The sequence below is a fragment of the Mycobacterium sp. OTB74 genome, assembly GCF_029892685.1.
In the GTDB taxonomy this organism is placed as follows: Bacteria; Actinomycetota; Actinomycetes; order Mycobacteriales; family Mycobacteriaceae; genus Mycobacterium.
This window is the reverse complement of record NZ_JARXVD010000010.1, coordinates 60,410-77,250: the sequence shown is the minus strand read 5'-3', so window position 1 is coordinate 77,250 and position 16,841 is coordinate 60,410. Positions and strand designations below refer to the sequence as shown.

Sequence of the window (16,841 nt, the reverse complement as noted above, 5' to 3'; positions counted from 1 at the left end):
GTTCTCCTACTACTTCCCGGCCTGAATCTCGTTGATGGCTTGGCTCATATGCGCACCCACCTTGGCGATGTACGGCTCGTCGATGGCCTGGATGTGCTCACCGCCAATATGCACGACCTCCAGACCTGAGGCGAATTCGCCCCAACCACCGTCTGGCTGACGGGTGGCATACGCAGGCTCGAAGGTGACGGCGTCATCGTGGTAGCGGTCGGCCATATAGAGCACCACGTGGCCGTTGTACGGCTGGATCTCGATGACATCCAGTGCGCGGTTGTCCAAGTATGAGGTGCGTTGGTGCTCGATGATGCCGCCCGGAATCTGCACGCCTGCTTCCTTGACGGCGTTCAGCACGAACTGCACCTGACCGGAGTCGTCGAGCTTCTCCAGCTCCTCGTACGGGATCTCCGGGATCTGCACGTTGAACGTCTTCTCGGCGAACTTGGCGTAGCGATCCCAGCGCTTGCGGGTCTCTTCATTGGTCTGCGGGATCGGGGTACCCGGCCGCACACAGTCGATGAGCCCCACGAACTCGACGTCAGCACCGGCCTGCTTGAGCCCGATGGCGCAGGCGTAGGACAGCGCTCCACCCAGCGACCAGCCGGCCAGGATGAAGGGCTTCCCCTTCTTGCCATCCACCCAGCCGTTGAGCTCCAACAGCTTCGGCACGTATTGCGCAGCGCGTTCCTCGATGGTGCCCTCGACGCGCTCCAGGCCGATCATGGGCGTACCGGCCGGCAAGCGGTTCAGCAGCGGTTCGTAGACGACGGTCGAGCCACCGGCAGCGTGGAAGACGTAAACCGGTACCTGGTCGTCGTTTTCGGCCGCCCGGATCACCCGGACGAACCCGTCCAGCTCTCCGGCCTCCAGGAACTCGCGGACTGTGGTCGACAGTTCCTCGATGTTCTGCGCCTTCCTGACGTCGTCAGGCGTGATGGTGCCCTCGGCACGCTCGGAAAGACGTTGCGCCATCTTCTCGGCCTGCTCGTCGGTGATCGCCGGCACCACGTTGAAGATGCCACCCGGCGACTTGCCCGTGACGATCGCCCACGTTGCGAAGGTGACCCGCTCGGCCGCATCACGCGGCGGCACATCGGAATTCAGCGCGTCGGCGACGGCCTTCTGGTTCAGCACCTCGGCGGCCGCAGCAACGGCACTCTGCGACGGTTGGGCGGCAGCCGGGCCCGACGGATCCGTGGGCGGCGGCGGGATGGCCGGGCCGCTGGGGTCGGTTGGGGGCGGCGGAATCACCTGCGCGGCTTCCGTCGGCGGGGCCGACTGGGCGGACGCAGCGTCCGTGGCGATCTCTACCGCCGGCTTTTCCTCGGTCTTCGTCTCGCCAAGCGGATGTCCCGCCTCGGCCAGCTTGGCCTCCAGCTCGGCGACAGTCGTTGCACCGCCCAGCATTTCGGCCTGCGCGGCGGCAATCTCCTCGGAGGTCTGGCCCTTCTGCGCCTCAGCCAGCTGGTCCACCTCGTCGCGGTGTTCGATCGCGTACTCGATCAACTTCTCGACCGCATACAGGTTGGCGTCGCGCACCGCCGTCAACTGGATGGGCGGCAGGTCGAAGTCGTACTCGACGCGGTTCTTGATCCGGACCGCCATCAGCGAGTCCAGACCCAGCTCGATCAGCGGCACCTCCCACGGCAGGTCCTCGGGCTCGTAGCCCATGGCCCCGCCGACAATGGCACCCAACCGGTCCGCGATGGTCTCACCGGAATCCGGCGACCACTTCTTGAAACCTGCGCCGAGATTCGCCCCCTGAGTCAGGTTGTCCTGCAGGATCTCGGCATCGCCTTCGGGTTCCGTTGCAGCCAAACCGGTATCGGCCACCACAGCACCGGCGCCGACGGCAGTCGCGAGATTGCCGACACCCATCGCTCCGGTCAGATTGCCGCCTCCGGCGGCGAAAGGCAGCGCCGCCCCATCACCACCGCGGCTGACCACCGCGTCGTAGACCAGGGTGAACGATTCACCCATCCGGGCGTGCACCTGAACGGTGCCGCCGCCGGGGTGGCGGGTCAGGGTGGTCACCAGCCGCGCACCCTCGCCGGGGATCGCGCGCTGCTCGAAAGCAGTCAGGCGGGCGTCCGGAAGTACCTGGGCGGCAGCGGCTTTCACCAGGGCCGCCAGAGCGGCCGCATCGGCGGCGGCGCGCGGGGCGTACTCCCAGACGTGCTTGCCGTCAGGGGTGGCGACGTGGCTGCCCGGCAGTACCGCTGAGCTGTCCCCGGTGAAGCGCGCTTCCAGCCAGTGCGGCTTGCGCTTGAAGCGGGTCGGCGGGATGGGCGCATAGTCAACTGCCACATCCTGAGCCGGCGAGAACAGCGTCCGGAAGTCCAGGTCATGGCCGTGCACGAAAAGCTGCGCCATGGCCGTGGTCATCGACTCGACCTCGTCCTGCTTGCGGGCCAGGGTGGCGATCAGCTGGCCATCATGAAGCCCAGCGGAAGCCGTCGTCAGCCCAACCTGCATGAGCGCCACCGGATTCGGAGCCAGCTCCAGGAAGGTGGTGTGCCCGCTGTCGACGGCATTGCGGATGCCGTGGGTGAAGTAGACGCTGTGGCGCAGCCCCTTCTTCCAATAGTCGACGTCGTGGATCGGGTCGCTGCCCGGCCGAAAGTAGGTGCCCTCGTGGACCGTCGAGTAGTAGCCAGTGGCCAGTGGATGGGCCTCGATGCCCTGGATTTCCGCAGAGAGTTCGCCCAGCAGCGGGTCCATCTGCTGGGTGTGGCTGGCGCCCTTGGTCTGCATCTTTCGGGCGAACTTGCCCTCGGCCTCGGCCCGGGCGATGATCGCGTCGACCTGCTCGGGCGGGCCCCCGATCACGGTCTGGGTCGGGGCGGCGTAGACGCACACCTCGAGGCCCGGGAAGTCGGCGAAGACCGTCTTGATCTCTTCAGCCGAGTACTCGACCAACGCCATCAGCCGGATGTAGTCACCGAACAGCATGGCCTCGCCCTCACCCATCAGATGGGCTCGCGAGCAGATGGTCCGCGTGGCGTCGGCCAGCGACAGGCCACCGGAGAAGTACGCCGCGGCGGCTTCGCCGAGCGACTGGCCAACCACCGCAGCGGGTTTCGCGCCGTGTGCCTTCAGCAGCTCACCAAGCGCGATCTGCAGCGCGAAGATCACCGTCTGGACGACCTCGATGGGGTACTCACAGGTCTCGTTGGTGTAGTCGATCGCGTCATCGAGGATCAGCTCGACGACGGAGTAGCCGCGCTCGTCCTGGATGTGCGCGTCGACCTTGTTGATCCACTCGGCGAAAATCGGATCGCTCAGGTACAGGGTCTTGCCCATCTTGCGGTGCTGCGCACCGAAACCGGCCAGCACCCACACCGGGCCGTTGGTGACCGGACCGTCGGCGGCCAGCACCAAGGGGCTCTGCTTGCCCTCTGCGAGCGCCCGCAGACCCTTGACTGCCTCGTCGTGGTCGTGCGCCAAAACGACTGCGCGCGAACGGCCGTGGTTGCGCCGGGACAGCGAGCGTCCGATGGCCTCCAGCGAGTAGGACCGGCCCTGTTCGCTGTCGATCCAGTCCGCGAGTTCTGCCGCAGTAGCCTTCTTCCGCGAGGTCAGGAAGCCCGAAACAGCAAGCGGGACAATGCGCTTTACCGGCTCTGCAGACTCCAGCTCTTCACGGGCCGCCTCGATCAGCTGCAGCGCACGGTCAGTCAGGCCGGGCAGTTCGGGTTCGTCGTCAGACTCGTATCCGTAGAACTCGGCGTCACCGCGCTTGTCGTCTTCGTCATCGTGGATGAACTCGCCGTACTCGTCCATCCGAACGCCGCCGACGTAAACGGCATTGGCATCGTCAGTGGACTTATCCTCGGCCACAACCTCTTTGGGCTCCGGCTCAACCAGGTCACCGGGCAGCACCTGCCGGATCACCACGTGCGCGTTGGCACCACCGAAACCGAAGCCCGAAACGCCGGCGATCGCATGGCCGCTGTACCGCGGCCAATCTGCCACCTCAGCGTTGACCTTGAGGTGCTCCTTGTCGAAGTCTATGTACGGGTTGGGGCCCGCGTAGTTGATCGACGGCGGCAGCTTGTCGTGGTGCAGCGACAGCGCAACCTTGGCCACACTGGCCGCACCGGCGGCCGATTCCAGGTGTCCGACATTGGATTTCACCGCGCCGAGCAGCGCAGGCTTGTCGGCGGCACGACCACGGCCGATTACTCGGCCCAGCGCGTCGGCCTCGATGGGGTCACCCAGGATGGTGCCGGTGCCGTGTGCCTCGATGTAGTCGACGGTCTTCGGATCGATACCGGCGTCCTTGTACGCCTTGCGCAGAACCGCTTCCTGCGCATCGGGATTCGGTGCCAGCAGGCCGTTGGACCGGCCGTCGTGGTTGATCGCGCTACCCGCGATCACCGCAAGAATTTCATCGCCGTCACGGCGGGCGTCGGCGATGCGCTTGAGCACCACCATGCCGCCGCCCTCGGAGCGAGCGTATCCGTCGGCGTCCGAGGAGAACGACTTGATTCGGCCGTCCGGTGCCAGGACGCCGCCGACCTCGTCGAAGCCGACCGTCACCATCGGGGTGACCAGCGCATTGACGCCACCTGCCAGCACCACGTCGGCCTCGCCGGAACGCAACGCCTTCACGCCCTCGTGCACCGCCACCAGCGAGGAGGAACACGCGGTGTCGATGGCCATGGACGGGCCGCGGAAGTCGAAGAAGTACGAAACCCGGTTGGCGATAATGGAACTCGCGGTGCCGGTGATGGCGTACGGGTGGGTGATCGACGGGTCGGAAACCGACAGGAAGCTGTAGTCGTTGGTCGAGCTGCCGACGAACACACCGACCGACTCGCCGCGCAGCGCCGACGCCGGGATACGGGCGTGTTCCAATGCCTCCCAAGTCAATTCGAGCGCCATCCGCTGCTGCGGATCGATGTTGTCGGCTTCCATCTTGGCCAGCGCGAAGAACTCGGCGTCGAAGCCCTTGATGTCGGACAGATAACCGCCGCGGGTGCGAGCCTTGGCGACCCGCTCGGCGATCCGCGGCTCATCCAGGAACTCAGCCCAACGCCCCTCAGGCAGATCGGTGATGGCGTCGCGGCCTTCCAGCAGCGCGGCCCACATCTCGTCTGGGGTGTTCATCTCGCCCGGGAAACGGGTGGCCAGACCCACGATGGCGATGTTCGCCAGGTCGTCGTCGACGTCGCGCGACCAGTCCTCGGCCTCGGCGCCGGCGATATCCTCCTCGGGCTCTCCCTCGACGATGACCTGGGCCAGCGCCTCGATGGTCGGGTGCCGGAAAGCGACCGTGGCGGTCAGCGTGACGCCGGTGAGATCCTCGATGTCGGAGGCCATGGCGACCGCATCGCGCGACGCCAGACCCAGCTCGACCATCGGGACCGACTCATTGATCGAATCCGGCGACTGTCCGGTGGCGTTGGCCACCCAGTTGCGCAGCCACTCGCGCATCTCCGGTACCGACATGCCGTGGGCGGCCGAGTCCCGCGAGCCCTCCTGCGGCGTGACGTCGATTTCGTTCGAATTGTCTTCGGTGTCAGTCATTTTCACTGTTCACTTTCGCCGCCGGTCGGTGGGCCCGGGCCGGGATCAGGGCCAGTCAGTTCAGATCGTCGGGGAAGGCGTTTGCCACCTTGCCGCTGCGCAGGGTGCCGTCCAGATATGCCGAACGGGTTGCGCGGCGGCCGATCTTGCCGCTGGAGGTGCGTGGTATGGCGCCGGCCGCGGTCAGCAGAACGTCGCGGACGGTGACGCCGTGACGCACCGCGATGGCCGCACGGATGTCGTCGATGATCGGCTGGGTCTCCAGCTTGTGTGCACCGGGCGCCCGCTCACCGACGATGACCAACTGCTCGGAGCTGTCGTCAGGATCGCGCTTGAGGCCGACGTGGGCGTCGGCGAAAGCCTCGTCGGGCAGCTGGTTTGCCGGCACTGAGAACGCCGCCACGTAGCCGACGCGCAGCGCCTTGGTGGCCTCCTGCGCCGAGTACTCCAGGTCCTGCGGGTAGTGGTTGCGGCCGTCGACGATTACCAGGTCCTTGACGCGGCCGGTGATGTACAGCTCGCCATCGTGGTAGGCGCCGTAATCGCCGGTGCGCACCCAGGTGGCGCTGTCTTCGGCACCCTCGGCGTGCGACGGGCTGGTGCGCGACTTGAGGGTGTTCTGGAAGGTCTCGATGGACTCTTCGGGCTTGCCCCAGTAGCCGGTGCCCATGTTGGCACCGCTGATCCAGATTTCACCGATCTGACCGTCGGCCAGCTCGGTGGCGGTCTCGGCGTCCACGATGACGGCCCACTCGTCCACGCCGATCCGGCCCGCGCCGGCCTGGGCGACGGCCTTCGGCGAGTCGTCCGGAACCACCACGAAGGTCCCGGTGTTAAGGCAGTCGCGGTCCACCGACACAATGGTCGGCTCCGCGGCGGAGGGGGTCGTCGACACCATCAGCGTGGCCTCGGCCAGGCCGTACGACGGCTTGATGGCCTTGGACGGGAAGCCGAACGGGCCGAACGCCTCGTTGAACCGGCGCACGGTCGCCGCCGAGATCGGCTCGCTGCCATTCAGCACGGCCTTGACGTTGGACAGATCGATGTCACCATCTTTGGGTACACCGCGAGCCGCGGCGTGATCGAAGGCGAAGTTCGGAGCCACCGAGATGACGCCACCGGTGTCGGTGTCCTTGCGGGCCATCTCGCGAATCCAGCGCTCCGGACGGCGCACAAAAGCCGCGGGCGTCATGAAGGTGAAGCTGTGGCCGATCATCGGCGCGATCAGCGCGGTGATCAGACCCATATCGTGGAAGAACGGCAGCCAGGACAGGCCGCGGTCGCCCTCTTCGCCCTCCAGCGAGTCGACGACCTGCACCACGTTGGTGGCCAGGTTGAGGTGGGTGATCTGCACACCGGTCGGGATGCGGGTCGAGCCCGAGGTGTACTGCAGGTACGCGACGGTGTTCTCGTCGACGTCGTCGAACGGGATCCAGGTGACGGCAACCTCGTCCGGGACCGCGTCGACGGCGATGACACGAGGGCGCTCGCTGGCCGGGCGGCTGCGGAAGAACTTGCGCACGCCTTCGGCAGCAGCGGTGGTGGTCAGGATGGCGGCCGGCTTGCAGTCGTCCAGCACCGCATGCAGGCGGCCGACGTGGCCCGGCTCGGACGGGTCGAACAGCGGCACGGCGATGCGGCCTGCGTACATGGCGCCGTACATCGCGACGAGGTAATCCAGGTTCTGCGGGCACAGGATCGCGACCCGGTCGCCGACCTCGGTGACCTGCTGCAGGCGCGCAGCCACCGCTTTGTTGCGGGCACTGAACTGCGCCCAGGTCAGATCGCAGGCGACGCCGTCGCGCTCCGTGGAGAAGTCCAGGAACCGGAATGCCAGCCGGTCGCCGCGCACCTTCGCCCAGCGTTCAACGTGCTTCACGATGCCGGCGCCGTCCGGGAAGGTGATCTTCCCGTTCTTAATGAACGGGTTGTGGAACGCCATCAAACTCTCCTGTCACAGCGCAGCCGCGCGGCCTTCATCCTGCGAAAATCTATTGGCCGAATCCCAGCCAAACGAGATGAATCGTACCGGCCGGTAGCGAGGCGCCATCCGGCGATCCGCTGGCCAGGCGTCAGACCCTACTCTTAGTTATCTCTTAATGTTAGGCGACGGATATTCGCCGGCCAAATCACCGCGCCCACAACGAACGCCCTTATTTAACTCAGCCATGTTTCGGGTGCGGGGCGTTGTTGATCAACCGCTGCGCCCAGTCCAATGTCCACTGCGTCGCGGTCTGTCCATTGAAATTCCAGAACTGTGGCGTGTTGTACAGAGCGTGTACCGGACCGGCCGTGCTGCCGGTCAGCGTCTCCAGGGTGGCGGGCAGGCTTGCCACGTTGAACGCCTCGGCCGGCGCCGCGCAGATCAAGTCTCCAGTACCGCAAATCTCGTTGGTGCGGTCGTTGAGCGCGCCGAATCCGCCCTTGCGCGGACCGGTCATGGTCAGCCCCAGCGGCCCCAGCATCGGCAGCTCATGCAGGGTGACCTCGGCGCCCTGGCCGACCGGGTTCGGACCGAGGTCCTGACCGACATCGGCCTGCCGACGACCGTCGGCAATCAACGTCACCCCGAGGACGAGGTCCTGATCGATGGGCCCGCGGCCGTTGCCGATGTCGCTGGCGATATCCCCGCCGATCACCGCACCCTGCGAGAAGCCCATCAGCACGAAGCTGGTCAGGGGGCAGCGGTTGTTGATGTCGGTGATGGCTTGGACAGCCTTTTTCCTGCCCTCGGCGCGGCTGTCGTTGTACGACATCTGCTGGTCCGCCGCGAACGGGTTATGGAATTCGGCGGTGTACGGCACGGTGTACTGCGCCAGCCGGTCCGAACCGAACTGCTGGCCCAACGGGTTGGTGACGTTGAGCAGCAGTGCACGCGGAAACGCCGGAGTCGGGTTGTTCGGGTCAAGCTCGCGCGATGACTCCCAAGTCCCCGGGATCGAGATCACCTGCACGTCAGGGCAGCTCTCGGACTGATACTCCGGGCGAGGCTTGGACGGCGACGACGGTGCCGACGAACCCGAAGGCGGCACGGCCCCCGGCGGCGCCTGCGTGGTCTGCTTGTTCGGCTGCCGCGTCCACACCACGATCGCGAAGGCGACGACGATCACCAACAGCGCTACTGCGCCGGCCGCGGCTATGGCGAGGATGCGATGGCGCCTGCGCTGACGGGTCTTGGTCATGTGGGGTGAGATTCTCCTGCTAGCAGAGTCGGTCGGTTGCGATCCGGATGTAGTCGGCCGTCGTGGCGTCACCGCCCGCTATTGGGCGCAGCTGCGCACGCCCAGAGGCCTCGCGAACGAGTGGTTCTACAAAGCCGCGCACGGCCTGATCGCTCTGCCCGGCCGCGCGGGCCTGGCAGACGGACGAGCCTATGCGCAGTGCCATCAGATCACTGAATGGGCGCAGACCGGCGGCATGTACGGCATCGAGATAGTCCTGTTGCCGCGGCGAAACCGTGACGGCGACCGGCCGAGTCGCGGCATGACTCACCGGTCGCGCCGCGACAGCGGTCATCTGAACAGCGTCCATACCGGATGAACACCCACTGACCATCAAGGCGGCGCCGCAGAGCGATATCTGAGTGCGCACGCCCCCACGGTACCGGGCCTGCGAGGGCGGCCCCTGTAGCTGACTGACGCTAGCGAATGACGGTGGTGAGCTCGCCGGACATGGCGCCCAACTGCGGAGCCCAGCTGCCCCAGTCGTGCTGCGGGCCATCCGGGAAGTCGAAGTGGCCGTTGTGGCCGCCGACCTGGCGGTAATGCGAATAGAAGGCGCGGTTGCTGCCTGCCGCCTGATCGCAGTAGCCGATCATGGCCGCCGGGTCACTGCAGGTCAGGGTCGAAGGGCTGAAGACCCACAGGCGAGTGTTGTTCTGCGCCAACAGGGATACGTGCACGTCCGGGTCGTGCCACTTCCACCGGCCCAACTGCGGCGCGCCCCACATGCCGTAGCTGTCCACGCCGCCGAACTGCGCCAGGCCGGCGGTGATCGCACCGTTCATGGCCGTCGCAGACGGAGTCAGGAATCCGGACAACGAGCCGGCGTAGCGGAACCGGTCGGGGTGAAACGCCGCCAGCGCCAATGCCGCGGTGCCGCCCTGGGCCGCTCCGACGACGCCATGCCCGCCTGGTGCCAGGCCCTTGTTCGCGGCCAGCCAGTCGGGCAGTTCCTGGGTGAGGAACGTCTCCCACTGCTTGCTGCCGTCGTTCTCCCAGTTGGTGTAGAAGCTGAACGCGCCACCCGCTGGGGCCACCACCGAGATGCCCTTGCCGGCCAGGGTGTTCATCGCGTTGCCTGCAGTCACCCAGTTGCTGACGTCCGGGGCGGCGTTGAACGCGTCCAGCAGGTACACCGCGTGCGGGCCACCGCCCTGGAACGCCACCGGGATGTCGCGGCCCATGGCACCAGACGGCACCATCAGATACTCGACGCCCGCTGCGTGCGCCGTGCCGGTGCCGGTGAGCACCCCCGCCGCGAGCAGTACCGCACTCGCTGCCGTCAGTACCGTCCGGACCATCCCGCGTGCAGATCGCAGCACCATGCCAACCTCACTCGTTCACGTGTCGTCGGAGAGTATTGCCGGGCATCCCCCGCCCGGCTTGTAGTGAACCACATCACGACCGTCGCAGGTGCCGGAAGCCAGTCTGCGAATGGCCGGTCAGACGGCTGACGGCGACAACCCTTGTCGGGTTGTCGCCGTCAGCTTCAAAGCGTTGCCAGAGGCGTTACGCCTGCGGGGTAGCCCCCAGCACGCGTGCCAAGTCAGGCTTCATGGCCTGCAGCTGCTGTCCCCAGTAGCCCCAGTCGTGGGTACCGCTGTTCGGGAAGTTGAACACACCGTTGGTGCCACCGGCAGCCAAGTAGTTCTGCTGGAAGGTGCGGTTGGTGCGGATGGTCAGGCCCTCCAGGAACTTGGCCGGGACGTTGTCGCCACCGATCTCGCTCGGGTTGCCGTCACCGCAGTAGACCCAGATGCGGGTGTTGTTGGCCACCAGCTTGGCGATGTTGACCATCGGGTCGTTGCGCTTCCATGCGCTGTTCGGGTCCTCGGTCTTGCCCCACATGTCCTCGGCCTTGAAGCCACCGGCGTCACCCATGGACATGTTGACCAGCATCGGCCACCAGCCCTCGGACAGGTTCAGGAAGCCGGACATCGAGCTGGCGTAGATGAACTGCTGCGGGTGGTAGATGGCCAGGGTCAGCGCGGCCGAACCGGCCATCGACAGACCAACTGCGGCGCCACCGGTCGTCTTGACCTGACGGTTGGCGGCCAGCCATGCCGGCAGCTCCTGGGTCAGGAAGGTCTCCCACTTGTAGGTCACCGTCGGGCCCTTGTTCCGGGCCGGGGCGTACCAATCGCTGTAGAAGCTGGACTGACCACCGACGGGCATGATCATCGACATGCCGGACTGGTAGTACCACTCGAATGCAGCGGTGTTGATGTCCCAGCCGTTGAAGTCGTCCTGCGCACGCAGACCGTCGAGCATGTAGATGGCCGGCGAGTTCGGGCCACCGCTCTGGAACTGAATCTTGATGTCGCGGCCCATGCCGGCCGACGGCACCTGCAAGTACTCAACCGGCAGACCGGGACGCGAGAATGCGCCTGCAGTCGCCGTTTCACCAACGACGCCGACGAGCCCGGGCAGCGTCACCGCGGCGACAGCGGCAACCGCCATCCGGCGCGGCATGGCCTTCGCCATCTGCCGCATCTTCCCAACGAAACTCATACCGCTCCCTATCCCATATCTGTCATTTGACGGCGTAGACAACCCTCATCACCGCCCAGCCGTTGAGGTGGCGATCAGGCCGGGCGTGTACACCCGAATGGTTATCGCCGCACGAACCGGCGGCGTTACCAACGCTTCAGGCCAGCTCAGCGCACATACGCCGGAGTCACGGCCCGGTAGCCGGTAAGCCAGTGTAAGGGGTGGAGTGCTTCGGAGGCACATCGAGCTTGCAGCGGTACAGCTCATACAGCGGCACCCGATCGATCCGATACCGCGAAAAAGTGAACGCATTGACAAGATTCGATAAGAACCTTCGCACCCCCATCGGAGCTCGTACCGAACTGAGCATCGTCTCAGTCTCCGGGCAGGTCAGCGCCACTTCCGCCTGCGCCACCCAGTCCTCGTCCAGGTACGTCGGAATCCACGGGTACTTGCGCAGGAACGGACCTTCGGCGACAGCCCAATCCGGGAATAGATCCTTGTCGTGGCCGATCCGCGCATCGTCCAAGCGGGCAGTGTGCGCGGCTATCGGGTTTGCCAGGCCGATCTGGTCGATCACCCGCACGTCCAGCGGCAGGTTCATGCCCATCATCCCCAGATTGGTGAAAAAGACCGTGTGCGGACCTTTTTCGAACCAGTTCGGTGGCGGCGGCGACTTCGGATCCGGCACCGGCGGCGGCATGGCAGGCACCACGTCCCACTGGTCGTAGTTGCCCGACGGCAGCAGCAGCGCCCCGACCGGGGTGTTGTCGATTGCTTCCAGCACCGACCGCATCCGCGGATAGTCCAGATAATCGGCAGCAGTCAGAGGATGCGCGTGCCCGGTGGCCTGTGAATAGAACCGTCGCTCGTCGACGATGCCGGAGTACGTCACACGGGTGGCGTCGTACCCCAGTCCCGGGGAATTCGCCGCCCACAGCGACCATCCCACGATGGCCAGCCATAACGCTGTCGTCGTGCCGGCCAGTGCGTAACCGACTTCGCGGGCGATGTTCTTACCGTCGGGCAGCACGATCGGGATCACCGCGACCGGCGTCATCAGGCACATCAACGGGACCAGGAGCACCCGGCCATGCATGAAGTCGCCGCCCTGGCGCAACCAGTAGAGCCCCTGCACCAAACCGCTTACCACCATGAAAATGACTACGGCCGTTGGGCTTTGGACACGTCGAGCTATGAGGCTGTAGCCGCGCGGAGCGTTCTGCCCCCACCACGGCCGACTGTGCGAGACGAACAACAGGATGGCCAGGGCCGCGGTGAGCATCAACGGAACCCACAGCAGATACGGGCGGTTGAAGTTGGACAGGTACACCAGTCCCTGCGGCCACTTCGAGCCGGTCGCATCCTTGGCCAGGGCGGTGATCGGCACCAGCAGTCCGTAATAGCCCATTCGGAAAATCTGATAGGCCACCGGAAGCAATCCACCTGCCAGCACGATGATTCCGCGGCGGCGCCTGCCCCGGGCCGCCACCAGCATCATGACCAGCGCGGCACCGCCGATCAGCGCAAGTTCCGGGCGGACCAGCACCGAAATGCCGGCCACAGCGGCCAACGTGGCGTCGAACCGGACAGTGGTGGCGTTGCCTCCGGTCTCACCGGCGCGTTCCGTTGCGAGGCGCGCCGATTCGGTCCGCAACGCCTGCGACCAGCACACCATCATCCACCACAACAGCCCGAGATAAGCCGTCATCAGGCCGTTCTCCAGCCCGGACGTCGCGAAGTCGCGGGCCGGCGGCACTGCCATGTAGACCAATGCGCCGGCCGGCACCACCAGCGCCCGCCGACCGCGCAGCCCCGGCGCGTACAACCGGCCGGTGCCCAGCATCATCAGGACCAGGCCGGTGACGCTGAGGATCAAAGCCAGGGTCAATGCGACGTATTCGAGTTGCACCGAGCCGCCGGCCCAAGAGGCGAATGCGACCAGGTAGGTCCATAGCGTCGAGGTGTTGGATTCGACACGTTCCCCAGCGTTGAACACTGGGCCGTTGCCGGCCAACAGGTTTCGCACAGTGCGCAGCACAATCAGGCCGTCATCGGCAATCCAGCGCCGCTGCCAGGCACCCCAGCCAAATAACACGGCACATACGACCACGCTCAACCACAGGCTCAGCCGGGCCGACCGCCCGTATGGGTAGGCCGGTCCGCGGAGCAACTGCCGGGAGGGCGCGTCGCGTACCGGTTCAGCTGAAGTAGATTGCGGCACCAAGGGTTCCGATCAAGGTCAGCCCCAGCAGTTGGAGCACGCGATCGTTCAGCACGATCTCCTCGGGCTCGCCAGCCGTGCCGCCGTCGACGTCGACCGCGTAGCGCAGGATCGCGATGCTGAAGGGCACCATGGACACCGCGTACCACGGGCCCTTGTCGCCTTCGAAAGCCCACAGGCCGTAGCAGAGCACCACTGCAGTCGCCGACAGCGTCCAGACGAACCGCAGGTAGCTACTTGTGTACGACTCCAACGCCTTACGGATCTTGGCGCCGGTGCGCTCGGCGAGTTGCAGTTCGGCGTACCGCTTTCCAGCAGACATGAATAGCGAACCGAAGGCGAACACCAGCAAGAACCACTTGGACAGTGGGATCCCGGCCGCGACACCACCGGCGATGGCGCGGATCAGGAATCCTGATGAGTTGATGCAGATATCCAGCACCGCTTGATGCTTCAAGCCGAAGCAATAGGCCAGCTGAATGACGATGTAGATGGCCATGACCAGCGCCAGGCTCGGCGTGAGCCACCACGAGATGGCCAGCGAGGCAACCCCGAGCGCGACCGCCAATCCGTAGGCCAACGGCACTGGCACCACGCCCGCGGCGATCGGCCGGTATTGCTTGGTCGGGTGCACTCGGTCGGCTTCAACATCGCGAGCGTCATTGACCAGATAGATACAGGACGCCGCCAGACAGAACACCACGAAAGCAACACCGACGTGCTTGAGCACCTCGGCATAACTGTAGTGGACCTGCGCACCGAGCGATGCCAGCGGTGCGGCCAACACCAGCACGTTCTTGACCCACTGCCGGGGCCGCAGCGCTTTGACGATGCCGGCCGCCAGGTTCTTCGGCGGACCAAGCTGTTCGGTCTGCTCGCTCATGCCCGATCCGCCTTCTTATTGACCCTCTTCGAGACCGCACCGACCGACTCGGCGACTGCTGTTCCGACTGCGACGCCGGTCAGCACGTCGGTGGGGTAGTGCACGCCAAGCACCAACCGGGACAACGCCATCGGCGGGACCAACAGCCACGGCAGCGGCAGTCCGGTGACCCGGCCGATCAGGATGGCAGCCGCGGTTGTCGACGTTGCGTGGGCCGACGGGAAGCTCAGCCGACTCGGCGTCCCGACGTTCACCGCGATCGCCGGATGGTTCGGCCGTTCGCGTTTGACCACCCGCTTGATGACGACAGCCGCCGCGTGGGCCAGCAGGGTGCCGATGCCGGCGGTCAGCCATACGCGCCGGCGCGCGGGCTGCAGCACGGCGCCCAGCGCCGCCACGCCCAGCCAACCGAGGCTGTGCTCACCGAAGTGCGACAGCGTGCGGGCGCCGGCGAGCACGCCGGGCCGACCGGTGAGTACGGACTGCACGGCAACCAGGACTGCGTCCTCACCGCGTGGCGCATCAGATACCGGCGCGACGTTGAGGTCGTCGTTCACTTGGCGCCTGCCGTCTCGGTGTTGGCGGTCAGCAAGACCGTCTCCCATTTCTCCTTGCTGGTCAGCACGGGCAGTGCCCGCCGGTACGTCCGCCGCATACGCTTGAACTTGCGTGCCAGCGCAATGTGGTGCCGCGCCGATTCACGAAGCAGCCCAAACATTTTCGCGCGGTCCCGCTGACGGAAGACCACACCGCGCCCGTCGGCGGTGGTGACCGTTACGCCATCTACCCCGCACAGCAGGAACCATCGTGCATCCTGCGTGGCGACGTTGAGTTGGGGCCGCTCGTGGTGCTCGGGGTTCTCCCGGCGCAACTGGTGCAGCACACCGAGCCCGAGGCGGAATCCGATGGCCGGCAACGACACCGGTGGCTTGTGCACCCGGCGCCGGCCTGTTGGCGCCGGCAGTGCAGTGGCCCCGGGCACCACCACCGCGTCCGGGAAGGACTCCCGCATCGAACGCACTTCCGGCAGCGCCGACTCCAGGATGGAGAAGATGTGTTCCGGCCCGGCCAGGAAGTCCTGGATCGCCTGGTTCTGGATGGCAACCGTCGAATACTCAAGGCACAGAAGGTGTTTGAGCGTCGCCTTGATTGAGCTGGCAAGCAGCCCCTTGACGTCGTCGTCCCAATGCAGGGCCGCCACCACCAACCGGTTGCGCAGGTGGAAGTACGCCTGCCAGTCGATGGCGTCGTCCTTGTCGCTCCACGCCATGTGCCAGATCGCCGTACCCGGCATGGTCACCGTGCGGTAGCCGTGCTCCGCGGCCCGCAGACCGTACTCGCAGTCGTCCCACTTGATGAACAGCGGCAGCGGCTGGCCGAGTTCCTCGGCGACCTGGCGCGGGATCATGCACATCCACCAGCCGTTGAAGTCGACGTCGATGCGGCGGTGCAGCAGCTTGCTGCGGTTCTCCTCGACGTCATCGAGCGCGTACTTGGCGAAGTCGTGGTCGTACTCGGTGTACGGCGCGTTGGTCCACATGAAGTTGTCGCGGTTGACCACCTCGCCCATCACATGCAGATGTGATGGCTCCTGCAGGTTGAGCATCTGGCCACCGATCAGGGTGGGCGACTTGGCAAACCGGTTGAGCGCCAGCGCCCGCAGGATCGAATCCGGCTCGATGCGGATGTCGTCGTCCATGTAGAGGATCTGGTCGCAGTCCGTGTTCTTCAGTGCCTCGAACATGACGCGGCTGTAGCCGCCCGAACCACCCAGGTTGGGCTGGTTGTAGATCGAGAGGCGGTCGCCAAGAGCGGCGGCCGCGGCCTCGAAGCCGGGATGATCCTTGGCTTTCTTGGTGCCCTGATCCGGCACGATTACGGCGCTGATCACCTCGTCCACCAACGGATCCGAAGTAAGTGCGGCAAGCGCGTTGACGCAGTCTGCAGGCCGATTGAAGGTGGGGATGCCGACCGCGATGTTGGCCCGGCCGGGGGCGGGGGTGGCTGCGTACCAGCCGGCGCTGTGGACCGTCACCTTGGTGTCGGTGGTGATGTCGAACCAGATCCACCCGCCGTCCTCGAACGGGGTCAGATCGATCTCGAATTCGATTGCGGCCGGCTCGTCCCCGGTGCTGACGATGGGAGCACCACCGACGGTGATGCGCGCACCGGTGGCCTTGGACCGGTAGACGTCCACTCGCGCCGCGCCGGTCAGCTCGACCCGCAGCACGACCGAGGTCAGCGTCGACCACCGCCGCCAGTAGCTCGCCGGGAACGCGTTGAAGTAGGTGGCGAACGAAACCTCTGATTCCGCACCGATTTCCAGTGTGGTGCGGCTCGACGCGTGGGCCCTACGGGCGTTGGTGGTCGATTCGTCGATGTACAGCTTTCGGACGTCCAGCGGTTCGCCCGGGCGCGGCAAGATGACGCGGGACAGCAAGCTCACGGCACGGGACTGCCCCGCTGCCAGTGCGCCAGAGGGAATGTCGCTCAT

General features: G+C 65.9%; 10 protein-coding genes. All 10 read right to left on the bottom strand.

Annotated features, from left to right (window positions below; all coding sequences use genetic code 11):
- Nucleotides 1-9: 9 nt before the first annotated feature.
- The 10 genes from pks13 to M2432_RS15105 all read right to left on the bottom strand — a co-directional run bounded on the left by pks13 (nt 10) and on the right by M2432_RS15105 (nt 16,841).
- Nucleotides 10-5,529 (bottom strand): polyketide synthase Pks13, encoded by a 5,520-nt coding sequence (gene pks13, locus M2432_RS15150; protein ID WP_280827637.1) that lies wholly within the window; start codon nt 5,527-5,529, stop codon nt 10-12.
- A 55-nt stretch (nt 5,530-5,584) separates the two neighbouring features.
- Nucleotides 5,585-7,471: a long-chain-fatty-acid--AMP ligase FadD32 gene (fadD32, locus tag M2432_RS15145; RefSeq protein ID WP_280827636.1), complete on the bottom strand. Its 1,887-nt coding sequence runs from the start codon at nt 7,469-7,471 to the stop codon at nt 5,585-5,587.
- A 220-nt stretch (nt 7,472-7,691) separates the two neighbouring features.
- The gene (locus M2432_RS15140; protein ID WP_280827635.1) at nt 7,692-8,711 is read right to left on the bottom strand and encodes a cutinase family protein; all 1,020 of its coding nucleotides are present in this window, start codon (nt 8,709-8,711) and stop codon (nt 7,692-7,694) included.
- Between the two features lie 19 nt (nt 8,712-8,730).
- Nucleotides 8,731-9,045, bottom strand: a complete 315-nt coding sequence (locus tag M2432_RS15135) for a DUF732 domain-containing protein (RefSeq protein WP_280827634.1) — start codon at nt 9,043-9,045, stop codon at nt 8,731-8,733.
- A gap of 124 nt (nt 9,046-9,169) precedes the next feature.
- On the bottom strand, nt 9,170-10,051 hold the full coding sequence (locus tag M2432_RS15130) for an alpha/beta hydrolase family protein (RefSeq protein ID WP_280827751.1): 882 nt from the start codon (nt 10,049-10,051) through the stop codon (nt 9,170-9,172).
- A 208-nt stretch (nt 10,052-10,259) separates the two neighbouring features.
- Nucleotides 10,260-11,261, bottom strand: a complete 1,002-nt coding sequence (locus tag M2432_RS15125) for an alpha/beta hydrolase family protein (RefSeq protein ID WP_280827633.1) — start codon at nt 11,259-11,261, stop codon at nt 10,260-10,262.
- A 166-nt stretch (nt 11,262-11,427) separates the two neighbouring features.
- Complete coding sequence (gene zomB / locus M2432_RS15120; protein WP_280827632.1) at nt 11,428-13,464, bottom strand: flagellar motor control protein ZomB; 2,037 nt, start codon at nt 13,462-13,464, stop codon at nt 11,428-11,430.
- Nucleotides 13,442-14,347: a decaprenyl-phosphate phosphoribosyltransferase gene (locus M2432_RS15115; protein WP_280827631.1), complete on the bottom strand. Its 906-nt coding sequence runs from the start codon at nt 14,345-14,347 to the stop codon at nt 13,442-13,444. The genes zomB and M2432_RS15115 overlap by 23 nt, the downstream gene beginning before the upstream one ends.
- Entirely contained in the window at nt 14,344-14,904 is a 561-nt protein-coding gene (locus M2432_RS15110) for a phosphatase PAP2 family protein (RefSeq protein ID WP_280827630.1), read from the bottom strand. The genes M2432_RS15115 and M2432_RS15110 overlap by 4 nt, the downstream gene beginning before the upstream one ends.
- Nucleotides 14,901-16,841, bottom strand: a complete 1,941-nt coding sequence (locus M2432_RS15105) for a glycosyltransferase (RefSeq protein ID WP_280827629.1) — start codon at nt 16,839-16,841, stop codon at nt 14,901-14,903. The genes M2432_RS15110 and M2432_RS15105 overlap by 4 nt, the downstream gene beginning before the upstream one ends.